20 protein-coding genes are annotated in these 21,593 nt (G+C 56.9%); 11 read left to right on the forward strand and 9 right to left on the reverse strand.

Annotated features, from left to right (window positions below; all coding sequences use genetic code 11):
• Nucleotides 1-41 precede the first annotated feature (41 nt).
• A complete protein-coding gene (locus tag H6F75_RS04255) occupies nucleotides 42-893 on the forward strand; it encodes an alpha/beta fold hydrolase (RefSeq protein ID WP_242019651.1) in 852 nt (283 codons plus the stop codon).
• 212 nt (nucleotides 894-1,105) lie between these two features.
• The gene (locus H6F75_RS04260; protein ID WP_190749527.1) at nucleotides 1,106-1,723 is read left to right on the forward strand and encodes an exopolysaccharide biosynthesis protein; all 618 of its coding nucleotides are present in this window, start codon (nucleotides 1,106-1,108) and stop codon (nucleotides 1,721-1,723) included.
• A gap of 39 nt (nucleotides 1,724-1,762) precedes the next feature.
• Here the strand turns inward: H6F75_RS04260 and H6F75_RS28405 are convergent, their stop codons facing one another.
• Nucleotides 1,763-3,988, reverse strand: a complete 2,226-nt coding sequence (locus H6F75_RS28405) for a S8 family serine peptidase (protein WP_277874228.1) — start codon at nucleotides 3,986-3,988, stop codon at nucleotides 1,763-1,765.
• A 79-nt stretch (nucleotides 3,989-4,067) separates the two neighbouring features.
• Between H6F75_RS28405 and H6F75_RS04270 the strand changes: the two genes are divergently transcribed.
• The 4 genes from H6F75_RS04270 (at nucleotide 4,068) to H6F75_RS04285 (ending at nucleotide 7,447) form a co-directional block, all read left to right on the forward strand.
• Nucleotides 4,068-4,691 carry a hypothetical protein gene (locus tag H6F75_RS04270; RefSeq protein WP_190749529.1) on the forward strand — a complete coding sequence of 208 codons (624 nt, stop codon included), beginning with the start codon at nucleotides 4,068-4,070 and terminating at the stop codon, nucleotides 4,689-4,691.
• Between the two features lie 137 nt (nucleotides 4,692-4,828).
• Nucleotides 4,829-5,083 (forward strand): BolA family transcriptional regulator, encoded by a 255-nt coding sequence (locus H6F75_RS04275; RefSeq protein WP_190749531.1) that lies wholly within the window; start codon nucleotides 4,829-4,831, stop codon nucleotides 5,081-5,083.
• Nucleotides 5,084-5,139: 56 nt separating this feature from the next.
• The gene (gene grxD, locus H6F75_RS04280; protein ID WP_190519821.1) at nucleotides 5,140-5,463 is read left to right on the forward strand and encodes a Grx4 family monothiol glutaredoxin; all 324 of its coding nucleotides are present in this window, start codon (nucleotides 5,140-5,142) and stop codon (nucleotides 5,461-5,463) included.
• A gap of 514 nt (nucleotides 5,464-5,977) precedes the next feature.
• The gene (locus tag H6F75_RS04285; protein WP_190749533.1) at nucleotides 5,978-7,447 is read left to right on the forward strand and encodes an MFS transporter; all 1,470 of its coding nucleotides are present in this window, start codon (nucleotides 5,978-5,980) and stop codon (nucleotides 7,445-7,447) included.
• On the opposite strand, the gene H6F75_RS04290 is transcribed toward H6F75_RS04285, so the two are convergent.
• The 7 genes from H6F75_RS04290 to H6F75_RS04320 form a co-directional block, all read right to left on the reverse strand.
• Complete coding sequence (locus H6F75_RS04290) at nucleotides 7,394-9,949, reverse strand: EAL domain-containing protein (RefSeq protein ID WP_190749535.1); 2,556 nt, start codon at nucleotides 9,947-9,949, stop codon at nucleotides 7,394-7,396. The genes H6F75_RS04285 and H6F75_RS04290 overlap by 54 nt on opposite strands.
• Before the next feature lie 9 nt (nucleotides 9,950-9,958).
• A complete protein-coding gene (locus H6F75_RS04295; protein WP_206754668.1) occupies nucleotides 9,959-10,666 on the reverse strand; it encodes a DUF928 domain-containing protein in 708 nt (235 codons plus the stop codon).
• Nucleotides 10,667-10,772: 106 nt separating this feature from the next.
• Complete coding sequence (locus tag H6F75_RS04300) at nucleotides 10,773-12,134, reverse strand: CHAT domain-containing protein (RefSeq protein WP_190749539.1); 1,362 nt, start codon at nucleotides 12,132-12,134, stop codon at nucleotides 10,773-10,775.
• Between the two features lie 131 nt (nucleotides 12,135-12,265).
• Nucleotides 12,266-14,308 carry a ribonuclease R family protein gene (locus tag H6F75_RS04305; RefSeq protein ID WP_190749541.1) on the reverse strand — a complete coding sequence of 681 codons (2,043 nt, stop codon included), beginning with the start codon at nucleotides 14,306-14,308 and terminating at the stop codon, nucleotides 12,266-12,268.
• A 35-nt stretch (nucleotides 14,309-14,343) separates the two neighbouring features.
• A complete protein-coding gene (gene rpsR, locus H6F75_RS04310; RefSeq protein ID WP_073610307.1) occupies nucleotides 14,344-14,559 on the reverse strand; it encodes a 30S ribosomal protein S18 in 216 nt (71 codons plus the stop codon).
• Between the two features lie 9 nt (nucleotides 14,560-14,568).
• Complete coding sequence (gene rpmG, locus H6F75_RS04315) at nucleotides 14,569-14,757, reverse strand: 50S ribosomal protein L33 (RefSeq protein WP_190625605.1); 189 nt, start codon at nucleotides 14,755-14,757, stop codon at nucleotides 14,569-14,571.
• Between the two features lie 404 nt (nucleotides 14,758-15,161).
• Nucleotides 15,162-15,719, reverse strand: coding sequence for a phycobiliprotein lyase (locus H6F75_RS04320; protein ID WP_190749543.1), 558 nt, complete (start codon nucleotides 15,717-15,719; stop codon nucleotides 15,162-15,164).
• Nucleotides 15,720-16,011: 292 nt separating this feature from the next.
• Between H6F75_RS04320 and H6F75_RS04325 the strand changes: the two genes are divergently transcribed.
• Nucleotides 16,012-16,548 carry a phycobiliprotein lyase gene (locus H6F75_RS04325; RefSeq protein ID WP_190749545.1) on the forward strand — a complete coding sequence of 179 codons (537 nt, stop codon included), beginning with the start codon at nucleotides 16,012-16,014 and terminating at the stop codon, nucleotides 16,546-16,548.
• 83 nt (nucleotides 16,549-16,631) lie between these two features.
• Nucleotides 16,632-17,285 carry a cyclase family protein gene (locus tag H6F75_RS04330; protein WP_190749547.1) on the forward strand — a complete coding sequence of 218 codons (654 nt, stop codon included), beginning with the start codon at nucleotides 16,632-16,634 and terminating at the stop codon, nucleotides 17,283-17,285.
• 242 nt (nucleotides 17,286-17,527) lie between these two features.
• Here the strand turns inward: H6F75_RS04330 and H6F75_RS04335 are convergent, their stop codons facing one another.
• A complete protein-coding gene (locus tag H6F75_RS04335) occupies nucleotides 17,528-18,568 on the reverse strand; it encodes a two-component regulator propeller domain-containing protein (RefSeq protein WP_242019652.1) in 1,041 nt (346 codons plus the stop codon).
• Between the two features lie 491 nt (nucleotides 18,569-19,059).
• Here H6F75_RS04335 and H6F75_RS04340 point away from each other — a divergent pair, with 491 nt between their 5' ends.
• The 3 genes from H6F75_RS04340 (at nucleotide 19,060) to H6F75_RS04350 (ending at nucleotide 21,539) form a co-directional block, all read left to right on the forward strand.
• Nucleotides 19,060-20,490: a form I ribulose bisphosphate carboxylase large subunit gene (locus H6F75_RS04340; RefSeq protein ID WP_026072509.1), complete on the forward strand. Its 1,431-nt coding sequence runs from the start codon at nucleotides 19,060-19,062 to the stop codon at nucleotides 20,488-20,490.
• A 191-nt stretch (nucleotides 20,491-20,681) separates the two neighbouring features.
• Nucleotides 20,682-21,110, forward strand: a complete 429-nt coding sequence (locus H6F75_RS04345) for a chaperonin family protein RbcX (protein WP_190749549.1) — start codon at nucleotides 20,682-20,684, stop codon at nucleotides 21,108-21,110.
• Between the two features lie 81 nt (nucleotides 21,111-21,191).
• Nucleotides 21,192-21,539, forward strand: a complete 348-nt coding sequence (locus H6F75_RS04350) for a ribulose bisphosphate carboxylase small subunit (RefSeq protein WP_190749552.1) — start codon at nucleotides 21,192-21,194, stop codon at nucleotides 21,537-21,539.
• Nucleotides 21,540-21,593 lie beyond the last annotated feature (54 nt).

A 21,593-nucleotide genomic window follows, 5' to 3' on the forward strand; every position in this document is an offset into this window, starting at 1 on the left:
AACGCCTATCCGCTTACTCACCTACTTCCTTCCTTCATTCCATGCCCATTGTCAAATTTCTTTTCGGCGTTCTGGGCATTGCAGGAGTCATCTATGTTTCGCTGTGCGGCTGGCTGTGGTTTGCCCAGCGGCGGCTGATGTATTTGCCCTGTCCGGCTATGGGCGTGACTCCGGATGCGTTTGGCGTAGTCTACGAAGATGTTTGGATACCAACTGATGGGAGCGGGCAGCTGCACGGCTGGTGGCTGCCAGCGAACTCGGGTAATGACCTGACCATTTTGTATCTCCACGGCAATGCCGGCAACGTCTCTAGCAATTTGGGCAAAGCGTTGCAGCTGCGATCGCTAGGCGCCTCTGTACTGACCATCGACTACCGTGGCTATGGCCAGAGTTCTGGTCCCTTCCCCACTGAGCAGCGGCTCTACGAAGACGCTCTGGCGGCCTGGCGATTTTTGCAGGTTGAGCAAGGCGTCATGCCTCAACAATTAGTGATCTATGGCCATTCCCTCGGCGGGGCGATCGGCATTGAGCTAGCTAGCCATGTGCCCCAGCTGGCAGGACTAGTGGTTGAAGCGTCGTTCACCTCCATGGCCGATATGGCGACCCTCTCGCAGTACAATCGCTGGTTTCCGGTACGTCAGCTGCTCACCCAGCGGTTTGAGTCGATCGCCAAGGTCAATCGCCTTAAGATGCCCACCCTTTACCTGCATGGCCTAGCGGATGCCTCAGTTCCGGCAGTGATGAGTGAGGCGCTCTACCAGGCTACGGGTGGGCCAAAATCTCTATGGTTGGTGCCCAATGCCGACCACAACGATCTGCCTGACTGGGCGGGCGACGAGTTTGATCAACGTTTACGCCAGTTTTTGCAAGATTATGTGTTGGTCAAGCACTGACGGCTGCTCTGCAAAGCTCGCGTGAATCCCGTTGTGAGGGCTGCAAGCGCCCGCACTGAGTTTGCTATCGTTAGCGCTAACTGAGCGATCGCCTAGGGTCAAGGCGATCGCTTTTAAATTATCCAGGGCTGCTTGCCAAGCTGGCGCAGGCCCACAGCTCCGCTAGCTCATACCTAAATTCTGCTCCTATTCATTACGCTATAAAACGCTTTATGGCTCGCCTTTCTACAGAACTTACCCGCTATTTTTTTAAAGAGGTCAGCACTCCCCAGGTCACCCTTAAAGAAATCTTGACCCTGGCCGGAGAACGCACCTTTGGGTTCTTGTTTGTGGTGTTGGCTTTGCCCTCGGCTCTGCCGCTGCCAGCCCCTGGCTACTCAACCCCCTTCGGCATCGTGATGTTTTTGCTAGCGGTGCAGCTCATTGCCGGGCGCACTCAACCCTGGATGCCCGCAAACTGGAACCACAAGCAATTTGATTTGGGGTCAGTGCAAAAAATTGTCAAGGCGGGCACCCCCTGGCTACGGCGGCTAGAGGCGGTTTCGCGACCTCGCTTGACGCCTGTTTGCGCCAGCCTGCCAGGACGCACGGTTTTGGGCATTGCGATCGCGCTCATGTCTATTTCCATGATGATCCCAATTCCGGGCACCAATACCCTGCCTGCCATGGGCATTTTTGTGACTGGCTTTGGCCTGCTCGACGACGACGGTGCCATTAGTCTCGGTGGGCTGGTGCTGTGCTTAATGGGCGGTATTCTCACCACGTTGATCTTGACCTTTGGCTATGAAGCCGTCAAAGCTGGTATAGATTTCATCCGCAGCGGCTTCTAACTCCGAGCCTAGCCCACTCTCATCGACCCATCTAGGGCCTTACCCATTCACTGCCAGGGTTAGCGTCCAGCTCAGCAGCCTGCCGGTAGCCCCTGGGGCATGATCAACCGCGCGCAGCCGCCAGGTTCCTTGAGCTGGCTGGCTTAGGAGCCGCATGAGCACCGGCGTTGTTTGCAGCGTGTAGGTGGTGTGCAGTTTTGTTTGGCGCCCCAGAGTACGGCCTTGAATTAGAACCGTAGTGCCGTTGGGGGCGATCAGGGACAGGCTGATATCTCCCAAAAAGGGATGGTCAAGGCGGACCTCGACCTGCACATCGGCTACGATTCCAGTGACAGCTACGGTCACGCTGCTCTCCACTCCACTGGGCTGGTTGTCGGGTATGCCCTGGGCGGTTTGGTTTTGCTGCTGCACGACCCGGCCCACCTGCCGCCCCGCCAAAGCCCGCCGCTGGGCCTCGCGCACTGCTGCCGCCGCATTGACCTTGCCGTAGCCAAACCACTGGGAGTGACCGTTGGCGTTATAGATGCCGTATTGAAGGCCGAGCTGGGGATCGGGGGTGCGATCGACAATCTTGTCGGCGGTGGCCTGCAAAATTTCGCGCACTTGCCGAGCTGTCAGACTGGGGTTAACCGAGAGCATCAGCCCCGCTACCCCCGCCACCACCGGGCAGGAGCTAGAGGTGCCGCCAAAGGTATTGGTGTAATCTTCGCCAGAGTAGCCGGCAGCTTGGGTGCGATCGCTCGTCACCATGCCCCGTCCCGGCTGGTGGCCGAGGGGCGGCCCGGTCTGCACATTCCCCACCTGGGGCAGGGCCATACTGGGCGGCGCGTTGTTGCTGGGAGCCGCTACGGCAATGTGTTCACCCCAGTTGCTGTAGGCGGCCTTGGTACCCAGGCTGGTCGAGGCCGACACCGCAATTACATCAGGGTGAATGGCAAACCCACTCAGCCACCGTGTGGGGCCACTGAGAGCGTTTTTAGGCCACTGGGTTTCGTTGATGGTGCCGCTGACGGGGCGGTTGGCATTGCCCGCGGAAAATACAATGACGCAGCCCTTGCCATTGCGCCCGGTGGTAGCGGCTCGAGTTAGCGCATGGGTCTGCCGCAGGGTGAGGGGAAAGTAGTTTGATGCCGGCGACCAGCTACAGACGATCACGGCAGCCCCCCGGCGCGCCGCCTCGTTAAACAGCTGCTCGATCGCCCCGTCGTCGATGAAGCCAGTGGTGCGAATGGGCAAAAAGGCGCAGCCAGGAGCTACCCCAACGATGCCAGTGGTATTTTCTTCGCCAATGGCCAACCCAGCGACGGCGGTGCCGTGGTTTTCGTTCTGCTTGGCGGGTAGGGGCAGAGCGTCTTTGTCTTGCAGATCTAGCGGTGCTACCAGCTTGCCAACCCCCTGAAGATCAGGATGGTTGAGATCAAATCCGTCATCGCTGACGGCAATCACCACCGATCGCGACCCCCGGGTAATATCCCAAGCCGCCTCCGCTGAGATGTGCGACCCCGCCGCTAAGCTCGGGCCACCGTTGTGAAACAGGTGCCACTGCTGGGGGTAGCGATCGTCCGTGGGGCGATAGAGGCTGCCGGTTTCTATAGATAAATTAGGCTCCGCCGCCAGCACTATCTCCAAAGCCATCAGTCGGTTGGCAATTTTGATCGGATTTTCGGTCGCTGCTGGAGTAACCCGCACCACAAAGGTGTTGGGCATGCCCTCCAGAGGGTTGTCGATGGTGATGCCTAAGCTCCCCAAGATAGCGTCAGTGGTGTCAGTGGTCGTATCGGGGGCAAACTGCACCGTGAGCTGGTCGGTCAGATAGACCCAGGTTCGAGGACTATCGACCAAGCGATACACATGGCTAGCAAAGCGAACGGTCGGGTCTTGGCGGGCAATGGTTAGGGCTGCTTCGAGACTATTTTCAGCCATCTGCCACTCCACCAGTTGCCCTCCAGCCACCGCTCGCACCGCCAAGGGGTGCAGGCGCTGTTGCAGCGGTTCCAATGCCGTGGCTGCTGTGAGACGAGTGGTGAAACGGGTAGGCACTTTTTCCAGCAGCAGCTCTTCGCCGCCGCGCTGCAAAATCTCTCCTCGAAAATCGCTGCGGGGGCCACTGTGGGGCAAACGAGCATCAGAGGAAAATCCGGTCATTGATTTAATGGGCTCCGACGGGAACTTTTGGTCTCTAGAGAAGTCTGTGACCTGGCTGTGGCGACTAATTTCTAGCCCTAGGTAGGTGTCTGGCTGAACCAAAAGTCGGTACTGCGCCATACCGAGATGATAAGATACCCCAGTGTTTTTCTGTTTAGTTGTCTCGCCCTGCTCGTTGTCCCTCACTACGTTTTACTCTATGGTCGTTTTCACCCGTTTGCTGCGTCAGTCTTGGGGCGGTTGTGCCGCCGCTGCCCTATCTATTGCCCTGGTTGCAGGGGGATCTGGGGTGGCCCTGGCCCAGGAGGCTGGTGGCTCTGACCCAGCGCGGCCTCTGAACCAGGCCAGCAGCGCTCTCAGCATTGCTTCGGGGCAACAACTAATGACTGAAGCCAGCGCCGCGATCGCCGACCAAAACTTCCCTCTGGCCGAAGAAAAGCTCAAGGCGGCGAGAGATAGCTTCAACCAAATTTCGACCTACTACCAAGAGCTGGCGCAAATGTTTGTCGGCGTCGATACCCAGATCAACCGCAGCAACCGAGAAAAAGCGCTTGAAACTGCTCAGCTGCGCGACCAGGCTACCTACCAGCTGGCGCTGGTCTACCGATCGCAAAACAAGACCAACGACGCAGTGCCCCTGCTGATGGAGATTCTACGCAGCCAGCAGCCCACTCGCGATTTGGGCCAGCGAGCCTATCAGCAGCTGTTTGAACTGGGCTTTGTCGATGAACCCTACAACGGTCGGGCCGCTACTACCCCTGTTGAGCCGGCTGAGTCAGCCGAGCCAGCTGAGTCAGCCGAGCCGACCGAACCGGCCGAGTAGGCGATCGCAGCGGCGGTTTTATCAGTTGCCCATCGCTAGATTAAATGCCCCTGGGTTAGCGATCGAGGGTTACCCCTGGCACTATGGTTCTAGGGGATTTGAGTACCCCAGCTACCCATCCCACAAGGAAACTGTTCATGATTACTCCCGATCAGGTTAGCGCCATGATCAAGACTGGCCTTCCCGACGCCGATGTGCAGGTGCAAGATTTGACCGGCGGCGGCGATCATTATCAAGTGGTTGTGATTTCGTCACAGTTTGCGGGGCGCAGCCTAGTGCAGCAGCATCAGCTGGTTTATGGAGCGGTGCGCGAGGCCATGTCCTCCGAGGCTATTCATGCGCTAGCCTTAAAGACATATACCCCAGAAGATTGGGCCGCTCAAAGCGCCTGAGCCTGGGCATCGATTTGCCTTAATTGTTTACTCCGTTCTGCAAGGGTATTGACGCTATGGATTCGGCAACTAAAGAAAGGCTCGATCAGCTGGTTCAAAACAACACCATCGTGGTGTTCATGAAGGGCAACAAGCTCATGCCCCAGTGCGGCTTCTCCAACAACGTTGTGCAAATTCTCAACGTGCTGGGTGCCCCTTTCGAAACGGTCGATGTGCTGGCTGACCCAGACATTCGTCAGGGTATCAAGGAATATTCCAACTGGCCCACCATTCCCCAGGTGTACATTAACGGTGAGTTTGTTGGTGGCTCTGACATTCTCATTGAGCTGTACCAAAACGGCAAGCTCCAGGAGATGGTTGAGATTGCCCTGGCTTCTTAAGGATTGGGGGCAGGGTTAGGGGCTCAGTTTACCTGGCTCATGCTAAGCGAAATGCTCTGATGGAGGCAAATATTATTGTCTCTTGAAGTACCAGCATGACTACGCTAAAGCACCAGCCGTTGCTCTAGCAGGGTGGCGGCAATGGGGCGATTGGTTACGTCATAGCCAAAAGCAACGAGCTACAAAAACGAATGCAGTGCATCCCAGGCTGATTCCGCAAACGGTTGTCCCTTGGGATAGATTTGCCGGTCGCCACAGGGTGGACTGAGAATCTTTCAGCCAGCGATCGCAAACTCAAGAGTGTGCCGACTGAAGCTAGTAATACAGCCCTATACGCTGTTGTTCTTCAAGGACGGTGCTACGGCAGGGCACGTTTGCTAGTCAAGTTGCTGAGCTGACCTTGAAACGTTGGTCCACTTGAGCGCATGAACTCTACCGATCGCGTTTGTTACCGACCCGTGCAAACTTAGGTCATTTAGGATGGCTAGGGTAAACTCAGACCCTCGATCGCGCTATGCCCCCAGCCACTCTACCGACTGCCTTTCAGCAGCGCCTCGATCAATCTGCTATCACGCGCCCGATGGTGCGGCTGTGGCTACTGGCTGCCAGCCTCATTGCCCTAGACGGGTTCGACTTTTTTATCATTGGCGTCGCTCTACCGTTTTTGCAGCGTGACTTAGACTTGGGGCCAGCGGCGGTTGGGGCCGTGGCGGCGGCAGCGGTGGCTGGGTCGCTGCTGGGCTCACTGTTTCTCGGGCCGCTTACCGATAAGCTGGGCCGTCAGCCTATGCTGATTGCCGACGTCATTCTATTTGTAGTGGCTACTGCTGGCACCGCCCTGGCCTGGAACCTGACTTCGCTACTGGTCTTTCGGGTCTTGGTTGGGGTGGCCATCGGGGCCGACTACCCCATCAGCGTGGCCTACATTGTCGAAAACGTGCCCACGCGCCACCGCGATCAGCTAGTGATTGGAGCGTTCTCGTTTCAGGCGGTGGGGGCGCTGCTGGGGGCGCTAGTGGGCATCGCCATCCTATACGGCTTTACTGCGGTCTATCCAGGTGACGAGCAGATGGCTGTTCACTATGCCTGGCGCTGGATGCTGGGCGTGGGAGTGATTTTAGCGCTGGGGGTGGCTCTGGCACGCCTAGCCGTCTCCTTAGAAAGCCCGGCTTACCTGTTGGCCAAAGGGAATTATGAAGGAGCTGCCACCATGGCCTCTGAGCTGTTGGGAGAGACCATCACCCTAAAGCCTGATAGCCCTTCGCCAGTCTTTGACCACGGCATGTCACCAGACGGCCAGCCCCAACTCCGTTATCGAGACCTGTTTGGGCTGACCTACCGCCGCCAAACACTGCTGGCTTCGGTGCCCTGGTTCTTGCAGGATATTGCTACCTACGGGGTGGGCATTTTTACCCCAGTTATTTTGGGCGTTTTGGTCTTTGGCGGCGCTTCTGATCTGATGACGCAGACCCTGGCAGCTGCCAAGGGCTCGGCACTGGTCGACATCTTCTTAATCCTAGGCTTTCTGCTGGCGGTGCTGCTGGTAAAGCGGCTGGGGCCGATTATGCTGCAAATCGTTGGGTTTTTAGGCATGGCTTTGGGGTTAGGGCTGCTGGCGGCCTCGACGGGGCTGCCACCTGAAAGTCACACGGCTCTCGGGCTGATTTTTGGCGGCTTTCTGCTGTTTAACCTGTTGATGAATGCCGGCCCCAATGCCACGACCTTTCTACTTTCGGGGGCGGTGTTTCCGGCTGCGATTCGAGCCAGTGGGGCCGGGTTGGCGGCGGCCTTCGCTAAAGCCGGGGCGGTGTTGGGCACCTTTGGGCTACCGGTTTTACAGCAGGCTCTAGGCTTAGCCTCAACGCTGGAGTTGTTGGCCGCGCTGTGCGGGGTAGCCGCATTGGTGACCTTTGCCTATCGTCAGGAAGCCTCACCAATGCGGCTGTTGAACGATGGGGCGATCGCTAGCTCCCCGCCTGAGTGATTTACTCTCTGATGGCGGTGGGGTGGCCCTGAGCAGTGCCGATGCTTCGGCAGCAGGCATGGGCTTGGCCCAGTAGTAGCCCTGGCCAAACTCACAGCCCAGCGATCGCAGCGCCAACCCCTGCTCCTGGGTTTCGATGCCCTCGGCAATCAGGTCCATTCCCAGCGTATGGCCCAGACCAATGATGGTGCGCACGATCTCGTGGTCTTCGCGACTGTCCCCCATATTGCGGATGAATGACTGATCGACCTTCAGCGTATCTATAGGGAATCGTCGCAGATAGCTCAGCGACGAGTAGCCGGTGCCGAAGTCATCCATCCCCAGTTTGCAACCCAGGGCCTTGAGCCCCAGCATCAGATCAATGGCGGTGTCAACATCGCCCATCACCATACTCTCAGTAATTTCAAGCTTGAGGCTGCGCCCGTCCAGGTTTGTCTCCTGCAAGATCTGTCCCAGCTGGTCGGCTAGATGGGGCTGCTCAAACTGCCGCCCCGATAGGTTGATGCTGACGATTAAGGGGTGATCAGGAAAATCTTGCTGCCACTGACGGGCTTGGCGGCAGGCGGTGCGGCAGATCCACTCGCCTAGGGACAAAATCAGCCCCGTCTCTTCTGCTAGCGGAATAAACCGCACTGGCGATACGAACCCATGGCGGGGGTGGTGCCAGCGGATCAAAGCTTCAAACCCGGCTATGTGCTCCGTTTCTAACTCAACAATTGGCTGGTAGTAGAGCACAAACTCCTGGTGGGCGATACCGTGGCGCATCTCGGTTTCAAGGGTGAACTGATCGGCGGCGCTGACCATGCTGGCGGCAAACACCTGGTAGCGGGCCTGGCCGTTGCGCTGGGCGCGATACATAGCGGTTTGAGCATCGCGCAGCAAATTTTCGGAGGTGTGAACCTGTTGAGGTTGCGGTATGACGATCCCGATGCTGGCAGTCATGGCAATGTCTTGGCCGTTGAGGCTAAAAGGCTCGCCTAGCGCCTGCTGAATGCCGTTGGCGAGGCTGGTCAAAAATTCCTGGTCGCTCTGTTGGAGAGCCAGGGCAAAGTCATCGCCATTCACCCGGCCCAGCTGAGCCGTGCGGGGAATGACCTGTCTCAGACGACTAACTATCATTAGCAGCAGGCGATCGCCTGTGGTCTGTCCCAGACTCGCGTTGACCTGCTTAAAGCGATCAAACCCCACCACCATAATGCCCGGTGTGCTGAGGTGTTGCCGCCCAGACAGAGGCGATAGGCGTTGGTTCAAAGAGTTGAGCCAGGCTCGACGGTTGAGCAGCCCTGTGAGCAGATCGCGGCTGTGGGTATAAAACAGCCGATGGGCCATGGTTCCTCCCAGGGCAAGGGAGAACCCAATCGAGGGTTCCACCACTGGAATCCAGAGCGTGTGAAGAAAGAGCCCCCAGCCGGAGGCGTAGAGTAAACCGAGGGCGGCCAAACTGCTTAAACCCAGCCCCAAAGGATGGCTAAACTGCCAGGCCAATATTCCCCCAACGACCGTCCAGCCCCACAGCCATAGCATTTCTCCCCAGAGGGGCCAGAAGCTAAAGGCTGAGCGCTGTTGTAGGGCGATGTCTAGTAAGTGGCTAATAATTTGGGCATGGACAACTACTCCGGGGGCGTTGAAGGTTGCAATGTTGTTGCTGTAGGTGCTGTAGGGGGTGTACAGCATGTCTTTGAGGCTAGGCGCGACGGTGCCGATGAGCACAATGCGATCGCGAATCTGGGCTGGGTCTACCGCCCCCTCCATTAGCTGGCTCCAGGTAGCTACGGGAGCCGGGCTAAGGCGGCTGCGGTAGTTGAGCAGCGTTTGATAGCCGTCAGTATCAGCCTGCTGGTAGCCCCCATGGCTAGCCTCTAAGGGCACAATTGGCACCTGTTCCAGCCACAGTGACTCCGTATCGTAGCGAAATGCCTTACCCATAGGCGCTAGATAGCGCAGGCTGGCCCGTAGCGCAAAGGAGTAGTAAGGCTGGTTGTCTCCGGCCACAAACAGCAAACTGCGCCGCAACACCCCATCCTCGTCGAGGATAAAGTCATTGAAGCCGATGCGTTCGGGGGGCACCTCCGGCGGCGCGGCAATGCCGTCAATGACATTGGTTATGGCTACCAAGTTTTCGGCTTGAAGCGCCGACTTTAGGGCTGCGTCTCCCGGTGGGTGAGATAAATCGCGGTAGAGATCTAGGCCAATGACCCGAGGGCTGTGCCGTTGAAGCTGGGACAGCCCCTCGGCCAAGACCTGATCGCTGAGCGGCCAGCCGTAGCGATGGAGATCGGCCTCATCAATACTGACAATCAGCAGGCGGCTATCGGCAGCAAGGTCAGCCCGCCGCTGCATAAATTGATCAAAGACCTTGAGTTCCAGTGGCTCTACCCAGCCAAGAAACTGCAGGCCCAGCAGCAGTGTTGTGGTTAAAATGCTGGTCAATAGAATTGATCGCCCCGCCGCGCGCAGGCGATTGGGCATTGGGTAGAGCAGCGGCCAGCGGCAAATCCCCATGGCCAGTGGCTACTGCACAACGTTGGCGAGATCGAGGGCCTCTAAAAGGCGGCTCCACTGGGTCTGGACAGCTTGGTTGTCGGGATGAGCCTGGCGCAGCTCTACCATCAGGGCGATCGCATCGCTCCACAGCCCCTGGGCCTGATAGCTTTCAACCAAACTAAGCTGATTGTTTACCAGGGTCGTATTGGTAGGCGCGGGGGTGAGGGGCACCCGGCGCAGCCAGCCCTCTAGCACTACGTTCTGCGAAAGATCGCGGGGGTTGCAGGCGACCACAAAGTACCAGTGATAATCCTGGTCGGCGGTAACTAAATCGGCGGGGAGGTGTACCCCAACTAGCGGTTCATCACCAGCTACCACAGTGGTCTCGTACAGCCGATTCTCTTCGGCATCGTGAAGAATAAATTGACCGTGGTAGGGAGCTGCTGCTGTTGGTATAGAAAAATAGAGCGAGGGGCGATCGCTGGCCGTTACTCCTAAGTTGCTGGCGGGGTTTAGCGCGGCTAGCGAACGGCTGTCAATGGCGCAGTCGCCGCGGGTGCCGCCACCCACCCGACGGCCTGGAAAGGCACCGCGATCGCTGCCGTTAGACTGCGCTAGCCCCGGCGACTCCACAAACACAGCCAGCCCTAGCGCAATAGCCAATGCCAGTAAGAATCTTGATCGCGTGACGATGCCCATGGTGAGAAACTCTGATTTAGTCGTAACTGTCTTCAAAGTAGTGATGTTTGATCGGGGAAAGAACCGTGATACTACCGGGGGCAAAACCAGGGGCTTTAAGTTTTGGTGAATGCTGGTCAAGCGCTCATTAAATCCCTCGCCCCTACCACGGGCTGCTGATTAAGCTGAACCCAGCCCAGTAGTAAGGGGAAGATAGATCGGCTCCGGTGCTGGTTTGTAAATCAGTGGGTACTGATACAGCCCCTCGCGATAGCAGCAGGCGATCGCCCTCAAACCGGGCCTCACCCCGCAGCATAGCCAGCTGGGCCTGACGCAGGGCTTCGGCCTTGGTGGTGGTTCGACCTAAGTTGGCGTAAAACTCATTCATGAGTGCCAGGGTGCCGGCGTCATCCACATTCCACAGGCTGGCCAGGGCCGACTTCACTCCCGACTGTAGGGCCAGTCCTGCAAAGCCCAGCTCGGCCTCATCGTCGCCAATAGCAGTCCGGCAAGCGCTGAGTACGAGTAGCTCTAGCGCGGGCGAGTTCCAGTTGATCTGGCGCATATCCTCCAGGCTCAGCTGGCGATCCCAAAGCTGAATATAGGAGTTGCTGGGAGCGCCGGGCTCAAACACCGCATGGGTGGCTAAGTGCACCACTGTGGGGGCTTGGGCTCGTAGCCACAGGCGCAGGTTAGGCAGGGTAAAGCCCTGATTGAGAAACGATCGCCCCTGCCAACTTTCCCCTTCCGGCCTCGCCTGGCGCAGTTCCAGCAAAATACTGGAGAGTTCGGTGGGTACCGCTGGGAGCGGTGCTTGAGTATCAAACTCAGAGGCTCCCATGGCCAAAATGTTGCCGGGACGCAGCGCGGTGTAGTCGGTCTCAATCAGATTAAACGCGGGAATGCGGGTCAGGCTATATTTCTCAATCAGAAACTGCTCACCGTCGTGAAGCGCTGCTAGGGGCAGTCCCCGCACCCCATCACCTAGGCAAAAGAGCAGCGTATCAATGCCCTCTGCAGTCAAGAACTCGGCTTCGTAGGGTTCGATGATCCACTGGTGGAGTTTTTGAGCCGCAGGCCGATTGCGGCGGGGCACTACACTGCTAGTTTCGAGCGCAAAGTCGTTGACCGCCGCGCGCAGGATGTCGTCAGGCACATCGTGGAGATCGCGCACAATGGGCTGCCCCTTGGCCGTGAGCAGCACCAGATGGAGATGATCGCCCCGAGGTATGACCCATAGCACAGCGGGATTGGTGCCGGTTTCTGCCCCTAAGCGGGCCAGGGTTGCGGCGATCTGGTCAGGCCCTTGGGTGACTATCATCGGGTCGTCACCAAAATGATCGGCAAAGTCTTGCTCTAGACCCTGCTCCATAGCTAGCACCTTTTCGTTTAAGGTCTGGGCATGGGCGGGTAGGGTGCTAAGGGTCGCGATCGCCAGCGCTATTCCCCAGGCGGCTGTCTGAGGCCATCTTTTCTGCTTACATAAAGTGGCTTGAGGCGATCGCTGACAAAAACTCACAAACACAGGAGTACCCTCAATGCACGATTGGTTAGCGCAGATCGCTATGGCCAAGAGTGCCCACGGTTAGAGAGGTAATTCCATCCTAATTAAGTGAGTTAGCAAACAATTTATACCAAGCTGCTTTGGAAGAGGCCTCAGCTCGCTGTCATGGCTGAAGCGGGTGCTTCTTCACTCTCAGGGGCGACTTCTTCAAAACGAATCACATCCTGACGAGGGCTAGCATGGCTAACCCGCACCTGAAACTGCTCCCCTAGAGCAACGGCCCGGTTGAAGCGCATGGCCAGCTCTAGGCCCAGATCTTCTACCATAATTAGCCCTAATCCCTCGTCTTCCCGCAGCCAGCGCAGCAGCATCACGTCCCACACCCGGTCTTGATGCCGGCGTAGGTATTCCAAGGACCAGTAGCGCTTGGTTTGGCGCTCGACCAGGGTAGCTTCGTAGGCCGCAGAACTGGCCCCGATGGCCAACTCTGTCACTTCTGTGGAGGAAAAGGGCAGCGGCTCGCCCCGCAGGTGAGCTTTGAGCTGAAAGTGGGTCACTAAATCGAGGTAGCGGCGAATGGGGGAGGTGACCTGACTATAGCTGTCTAGTCCTAGGGTGGCATGGCGGCTAGGGGTAATACCTACTTCGCTGCGGGTCATACAGCGGCGAATAGCCGAGTCGCGCACCCAACCCGTAGGCAGCTGGATGAGTTCTTCATCCGAGGGCAGCTCAGGCTGGGGCTGGCTGCGAAAGGGAATCGCCAGGGCATGGATTTGCCCATAGCGAGCGGCTACCTCTCCCGCTAAAATCATCATTTCAGCTACCATTTGCCGGGCGGTGGAGTCGTTGAAAACCTCGATAACAATGTCATCTTCGGCCTCAGACACCTTGATGCTCGACTCGGGCATGTTGATGCTGATCGCCCCTTGGGTAAGCCGCCACTGGCCTCGCACCTTTGCCCAGTCGGCTAGCCCCTGGAGCTCGGGTTCGGCAGTGATGCCCAACTCCAGCATTTCGTCAACGTCGTCGTAGGTCAGCCGGTAGGTAGGACGAATCAGAGTGGGGTGAATTTGATAATTCTGAATATCGCCGCTGGCGGTGAGGGTGATGCCAAAGCTGAGGGCACAGCAAGTCTGGCCCTGAATCAGACTCATCGCCCCAGTTGCCAGCTCGATCGGGAACATGGGAATCATGCCGGTGGGCAGATAAACTGTGGTGCAGCGACGGCGGGCCTCTAAATCTAAATCGTCCCCCGGCATGAGCCAGCGGGTAGGATCAGCGATGTGAATCCAGATGCATTGGGTGCCATCGCTTAGAGTCTCTAAGCTCAGGCCATCGTCGATCTCTTGGGTGCTAGCGTCATCTATGGTGTAGGCCTTGAGGTGGGTGAGGTCTACCCGGTGAGTATCGGGGTCAGGCGGCGGAGACTGAAGACGCTGCTGCGCCATAGTAAGGGTTTCCTCAGAAAAGTGACCGGGAATTTGGCTGCGTCTGAGAGCCAGGTTTTCATGGACGCTCCACAGTCCCAGTGCCACTAGGGTATCAAATGCACCCGCCGCTGTTGGGTTAGTACCCAGAGCATTAAGAATTTCTACGGCCTGAGTGCGCTGGCTCGACTCATCGCCAAACAGCGCCAGGCGCTCGAGGATTTCGAGGCGAGGCCGATCGCTCTTCTCCCACCCAACAGTCTCTCCCGCTATGCCCTGGCGGGCCTTAGTGATAAACGATTCCCACTCGTGCTGGCGCTGGGCCTCGCGCTCGAGTTGCAGCCGCAGCTCGTCAACTTGGGCAGCAGGGCGAGGTTCGTAGCGATCGCCCTTTTGCTTGAAGAAAATTTTGTCCTCTACTAGCAGCCGGTGGGCTGCGTAGCAGAAGGTCGGACTCTGGTCAGAAAACAGTAGCTCTGCCAAAGTGGCTGGGTCGGCGGATTCCCCAGATTCAGTTAGAAACTCCCAGGCAATCTCTAGGCTGGAAGGATCGATATATGACTCGGCCTCCGCCGCGAAGGGGCCAATATCGGTGGATTTATAAGTATTGCCGCTGACCTCATAGGTGAGATCGCGGGGATGGAGGGTGTAGGCCTGACCCCGCTCGTCGATCACTACCCAGTTTTTTTTGCCCTCGGGACGATCAACAACCCCTAAACGGGGCTGCCCCTGGTGCTTAAATTCGACTAGCGTTCCTTTGTCAACCAAGCCAACACCCTAGCGATCGCCATCCCTAGCCTAGCCTAGCCTTCCCCATTCACATAGGGCAGCAGGGCGATAATCCGCGCCCGCTTGATAGCTGTGGTGAGTGCCCGCTGTTGTTTAGCGGTCAAGCCAGTGATGCGGCGGGGCAAAATTTTGCCGCGCTCGGTGATGAACTTACGAAGCAGATCGACATCTTTGTAGTCGATCGGGTCTTCGGGCTTGATTGGAGATACTCGACGACGAAAATAGGCCATGGGTGCTAGTTACTTGATTTCTTTGTGGATAGAGTGCTTGTTGCAGTGAGTGCAGAACTTTTTGAGTTCGATGCGGTTGGTCGTGTTACGACGGTTTTTTTGGGTGGTGTAACGAGATACACCGTTGGAGCGCTTATCCGGGTTGGTTCGGCACTCGGTGCACTCTAGGGTGATGACGAGGCGGACGCCTTTAGCCATGACGGTTTACCTGAAAATAGGGCTGGCAGAAATAATACACAGTCTTTCATTATTTCACAGGCTGCTCAGATATGACAAATTTGATTTTGTAAAACCGTTAGTTAAATAGAGTTGAACACCGTAGGGTGCATTCGCGAAGCAATGCACCCTCTAGAGTCTGACTGCTAGGGGCTTGGGTGTTGCGGCGCACACTCTGAGCTGAAGCCAGATCCGCTGCCGGGGCCATTTCGCTGGCCCCAGACCCCCGGCTCCGCGCGTCCTTGGCCTACGAGAAAGGCGTTCCGCCGCCCTTCACCCCACGGAAAGGACTAACCGATCATCGGTTTAAACCCCTCTTCTGCCAATCAACCTGTGAGCAACATTCACCCTCTCTCACCCATCCACCCATCCACCCATCTACTCTCCTACCCATCCACCTTCTGCTCCACACCAAACCCGACCAGTGCCAGGCTATCCAGCGCCTCTCCCTGAGCAGGGCGATGGTAATTGAGGATGCGGCGAATGCGCATGTTGGGGTTGACTAGCAGAATGGAGTCGACTGAGACCACGCGGGTATAGGGGGTGGTCATGAGCAGTTCGCGGTTGCTCTGGTCGTAGGTGAAGGTGGAGATGATCGGGCGGTCTTCTTCGTAGGCGCGATCGCGCAGATAGTCTCCCGCTAGCACGGTCCCCGACTGCTGCTTGGGCACAAACAGGGCTCGCAGCTCCTGGGAGACCTCTTCACCTTTGTCGGAGATGGTGTGAAAGGCCAGTTGAAAGCCGGGCAGCTGATCGATGTTGTCGACTGAGTCGTAGCCGTTATCGGTCAGCACCTTGCGCCGCAGCTCAGGGGTGATGGCATCGACGCGAAAGTCGGTGTGCGATCGCTCTATTTCTTGCTGGGCGAGGTAGTGGTAGGTGCGCTCGATCGACCATTGGCCAATGCAGCAGTCGAAAAAGTAGGTGATGTCGGCTAAATCCATTGCGTTAGCCCTAAAGGAGGTGCGTTACCTCCTACGGTAACAGGGTTTGCGAGGCTCTCATCAACCGCCTCTAGCCCCACTCTTAGGATTCCCTAGCGTTAAGTATTAATGCTTACAGAATCTCCCACGAGACTGCGTAGGATGGGCGGCAAGCTGGGTAAAATCACCCACTAGGGTCATTGTCGGATGCCTGCCCGCTCATTATGATAAAAACTAAGGTTAAGAAGTTTAACAATCCTACTTCTATGGATTGACTTTTGCTACTCCGTGTCCTTTCTTTGGATGGCTAACTATGCCCCTCTCCACTGATGTTGCCCGTCTTTTAGCCGAACCGTTGGTGCAAGCCTTTTTTCAAGAAACTGCCGGAGACTGGCGATCGGAGCGTCGCTACTACACCCTCAAAAGCGGCGAAACTCAGGAAGTAGTGAGCCAAATCACGATCGAGTTTCTAGAAGCTGGTGCAGACCAGCTCTTGGAGCTCGCCGATTTGCACCAGCTCGACCCTCAAAAGCCATTGATCTGCGGCACCACCGTTACCTGGGAGAGTGAGTATCTGGGTACCGGCAAAAAGCCTGTGGCGGGCAGCACCATCTTTGGGGTGCGAGGAACGACCTTGTATCGCGATCGCGGCTTTGCCACCTCTAACCCTGTCACCGCTCAGTACCACTTCACCGATAGCCGCACCCTGGTACTCAAAACCCAGTACAACGACTCCTCTTTTGAGGAGGAGCTGCGGTTGATCGGCCAGCGCTACCGCACCCGCCAAACGGTTATTTCCCGCGCTGGAGAACAGATTATGATTGGGCAATACCTAGAAACTCGCCTTTGAGGCCAACTTTGGGGCCTAGAGGCTGTTAGGTAAGGGCTCTCCCGGTTTAGCATTCTGGTATAGCCGTTGCTAAAGAAAAGAGAATGCTGATCGATCTGAGCCATACCGTAGAGCACGGCATGATTACCTACGAAGGTATTCCTGGCCCCATCATTTGCGATTTTCTCAGCCGGGAAGCCTCGCAGGCCCACTATGCCAAAGGCACCACTTTCCACATTGGCAAAATCGAAATGGCGGCCAACACTGGCACGTACATCGATTCGCCCTTTCATCGCTATGCTGACGGCAAAGATTTATCAGAACTGCCTCTAGAATCTATCGCCGACATTGACGGGCTATTGTTCCGAGCTGACCCAGCGCAACGGGCGATCGGCCCAGAGTTGTTCGCAGGGGTAGCGGTTCAAGGCAAAGCCATACTCGTACATACCGGGTGGTCTCAGCACTGGCGGACAGCTCAGTATTTCAAGGGGCATCCCTTTCTAACCGCAGCAGCGGCAGAGTGGCTCCAAGGCGCTGGCGCTCGATTGGTGGGCATTGACTCGCTCAATATTGACGACACCAGCGATGGCCACCGCCCTGTGCATTCGACCTTGCTGGGTGCAGATATTCCCATCGTTGAGCATATGTGCAACCTCGAAAGTCTTCCCGAGTCGGGTTTTAAGCTCCATGCCGTGCCTGTTAAGGTGCAGAGCTTTGGCACGTTTCCCGTGCGCGTTTACGCGGTTACTCAACCCTAGATTGGCTAGTCGCCACTAGAGTTTCGTCAGGCTCAGTCAAATTTAATCAGCTTTCCCTAGCTTGAGCTTGAACCGTGAGCCATGAAGCTTGACCTACCTATAGCGCTATTCCTTAGACACAGTGCCCTGTCAGAATGGCTTTGGGTAGGTGAGCGGTTCGTCAGAGTGCAACGGGGCACAGAGATTGATAAAGGTTAAGCACTGCCTGACGCTACCCTGCGAATATTGCGACTTCTACTTCACTAGCGGGTTTGGACGACGGTAGGGCTCACTAAGCCCCAGTGAGGGTTGCCGTCTCCTGTAGTGAGGCTGACCCAGCCCAGTCCTTCGCTGGTGCCCACCCAGATCTTGTTGCCTGTGTTGGGCGACAGCGAAAGAATTCGCCCAGAGGGCAGGGAGGGCACTTGGCCTAGCAATTCGCCACTGTCGGGCTTGATCTTAAATAGACCTGTGGTGGTGCCTACCCAAACATTGCCGGCCTGGTCAAATTCGACCGTTTGCACATTTTTATCGCGCATTGTTCCCACCGATCGCACCAGTTCAGACCGCACCGGGTCTACGACCAAAAGGCTGCTGGCTGTACCAACCCAAAGATTTCCCTCGGGGCCAAGGGTGAGCGACTGCACTGCGCCGCCGGGCAGGTCGCCGACTTCGCGAACTGGAAACGCATTGGCCGTATTGATCTGTACCAGGCCGCTGAGGGTGCCAACCCAGAGGTTGTTGTTGCCGTCGAGGGCGAGGGCGTTGGCGCTGACCCCCGGCAGGCGCTGCACGGTGGTCATGAGCAGGCCGCGATCGGGGCTGATCATCACTAGGCCGCGATCGGTACCGGCCCAGAGAAAGCCGCGGCTGTCTATCAACATTGACAGCACCCGGTTAGAAGGCAGGGTGAAATTTTGAGCGGTAATGACGTTAGTGCGCGGGTCAACCCGTACTAGGCCGTCATAGGTGCCCACCCAGATCCGCCCGACCCGATCTTGGGCTAGAGATTCTAGGGTGCGGCTGGGCATTCTGACGCGTTGCAGTACTTGCCCGGTCTCGGGGTTGATGCGAGATAGTCCTGCCCAGGAGCCGACCCAGAGGTCGCCAGTAAAGTCGGGCTGTAGGGCGGTGACGCGATAGTTGCTGGTGAGGGGAGCCTGGGCGATCGCAGGGGCAGGAGCGCGCTGAGCGTCAAGGGCGAGGGGTGATAGACGCGGAGCGGCTTCCCCAAGGGTAAGGGATGGCTGATGAAAACTTCCCGGTGACAGCGTTAGCGACGATAGAACCAGCAGGCTTAACATGATCTCTCCCCACGGTTTGCGGTGGCGTGCAATAGCCCCTAATGAATGACTATCAAGGGTTTGGGCACCTCAAGCGTTACAGTATATCGACAATTTCAGAGAGCGGAGTCTTTGGGGAAATTTTACCTGCCAGCACTGTCGGGGACTAGAACACGGCTTGCTTCAAAGAACTTGAGAAACCCACACCTTGGTTCATCTGGATTCATAGTTTTTAGTTATGAATGTATACAGATCTTCCAAAATTAAACTTATCCAATCGCTGATAGTATGCTAACCATACGGTAATTAAAAATACTAAAAGCATTTGCAGGGTTAGCCGTTTTGAGGGCCGGCTTTGAGGGTGCTTTGGTATTTCTACTCGTCTCAAATTAGCGTGGACTGACCGGGGCTTGGGCTGAGCAGAGGCTTCCTTAACTGAGGAAGCTTGTTTGTGTGTGGCTGGGCTGCAGGGGTTCGCTTGAGGGATTTCTTAGATTCACAGGAAGGGAGACATGTCTTACTCTCAGACGACGACTCAATCAAAAGCTGGATACAGCGCCGGGGTTAAGGACTACAAACTGACCTACTACACCCCGGATTACACGCCTAAGGATACCGACATCCTGGCGGCGTTCCGGATGACTCCCCAGCCCGGCGTGCCGCCCGAAGAGTGCGCTGCTGCTGTGGCTGCTGAATCTTCCACCGGTACCTGGACTACGGTGTGGACCGACCTACTGACCGACATGGATCGGTACAAAGGTCGCTGCTACGACATCGAGCCCGTGCCCGGTGAAGACAACCAGTACATCTGCTACGTGGCTTACCCCCTCGACCTGTTTGAGGAAGGCTCGGTCACCAACCTGCTGACCTCCCTGGTGGGCAACGTGTTTGGTTTCAAAGCCCTGCGTGCCCTGCGTCTCGAAGACCTGCGCATTCCCGTGGCCTATCTGAAGACCTTCCAAGGTCCTCCCCACGGTATTCAGGTAGAGCGCGATCGCCTCAACAAGTATGGTCGTCCCCTGCTGGGCTGCACCATTAAGCCCAAGCTGGGTCTGTCGGCGAAGAACTACGGCCGCGCCGTGTATGAGTGCCTGCGCGGTGGTCTCGACTTCACCAAAGATGACGAGAACATCAACTCCCAGCCCTTCCAGCGCTGGCGCGATCGCTTCTTGTTTGTGGCTGACGCCATTCACAAGTCCCAAGCTGAAACCGGCGAGATCAAGGGTCACTACCTGAACGTCACCGCCGCCACCTGCGAAGAGATGATCAAGCGGGCCGAGTACGCCAAAGAACTCGACATGCCTATCATCATGCACGACTTCTTGACGGGTGGTTTTACCGCCAACACTAGCCTGGCTCACTGGTGCCGCGACAACGGCGTGCTGCTGCACATTCACCGCGCCATGCACGCTGTGATCGACCGTCAAAAGAACCACGGTATCCACTTCCGCGTGCTGGCCAAGTGTCTGCGCATGTCTGGTGGTGACCACATCCACACCGGTACCGTTGTGGGCAAACTGGAGGGCGATCGTGCCGGTACTCTGGGCTTCGTTGACCTGCTGCGCGAAAACTACATCGAGCAAGACAAGTCTCGCGGTATCTACTTCACCCAAGACTGGGCTTCCATGGGCGGCGTCATGGCTGTGGCCTCCGGTGGTATCCACGTATGGCACATGCCTGCGCTAGTGGAAATCTTCGGTGACGACTCCGTGCTGCAGTTTGGTGGTGGTACTCTGGGCCACCCCTGGGGTAATGCGCCGGGTGCTACCGCTAACCGCGTAGCTCTAGAAGCCTGCGTTCAGGCCCGTAACGAAGGCCGTGACCTAGCCCGCGAAGGTGGCGACATCATCCGCGAAGCCTGCAAGTGGTCGCCCGAACTGGCTGCCGCCTGCGAACTGTGGAAGGAAATCAAGTTCGAGTTCGACACCGTTGACACCATCTAAATGACAGGTGGGTACTGCGGTACCTACTGTGGGGCGGCGTAGGGCGCGTTGGCAGGCCACCGATTCGCAGAGTCTCAAAATTCTTTGGGAATGCTGCACAAGTTACCGAATCTGAAAACTATTCGGGCTTAGATTCAGGGCTACCAACCGCCCCGATGGTGGGGTCTACGTCAATCGTTTGAGAGACACCGATGGACCTTAAGCAAACGGCTAAAGACACCGCTAAGGTGCTCACTAGCTACTTGACGTTTCAGGCTGTGAAAACAGTGCTGAACCAGCTCAAGGAAACCAACCCCGCCCGCGCCTATTGGCTCAATGCGTTTTCGACCAAAGAAGCGCTTCAGGATGGCGAAGCCTACCTAAGTACCTTGCTGGAAGAGAGCGCAGACCTGGCGATTCGAGTGATGACCGTGCGGCAGCACATTGCAGAGGGTATCTGCGAGTTTTTGCCGGAAATGGTCGTTACCAGTATCCAGCAGGCCAATATGGAACACCGCCGTCAGCATTTAGAGCGCATTACTCAGCTCGGAGATGCTGAACACACCGTCGATTCAGAATTTGTTGAGGACGCCGATGTCCCGCAAGAATCTGCGGCTGACGCTGACCCCTCCCCTGAGTAGGCGATTAGTCTCAACTCTGTTGCTCATTTGTTTAATTTACGGCGTCAGCCGATCGCACCCTAGTTAACCTAACGAGGACCTATGAAAACTCTGCCCAAAGAGCGTCGTTTTGAAACGATGTCCTACCTACCCCCGCTCACCGATGCCCAGATCGAGCGGCAAATTGCCTACATCCTCAAGCAGGGCTATTTCCCCGCTGTGGAATTCAACGAAGCCTCGAACCCCGAGGAGTATTACTGGACCATGTGGAAGCTGCCCCTGTTCAACGCCAATTCTACCCAAGAAGTGCTGAGCGAAGTGCAGGCCTGCCGTTCTGAGTACTCCAACTGCTACATTCGCGTGGTGGGCTTTGACAACGTCAAGCAGTGCCAGATCGCTAGCTTCATCGTGCACAAGCCCGGTGCTACCAACAGCGGCTACCGCTACTAAAGTCTGACCTGTAAGGGGTTTAGACAACGAGACAAAGGGCAGCGAGGAAATCCT

Origin of the sequence: Nodosilinea sp. FACHB-131 (genome assembly GCF_014695395.1) — a bacterium.
Taxonomy (GTDB): Bacteria; Cyanobacteriota; Cyanobacteriia; order Phormidesmidales; family Phormidesmidaceae; genus Nodosilinea.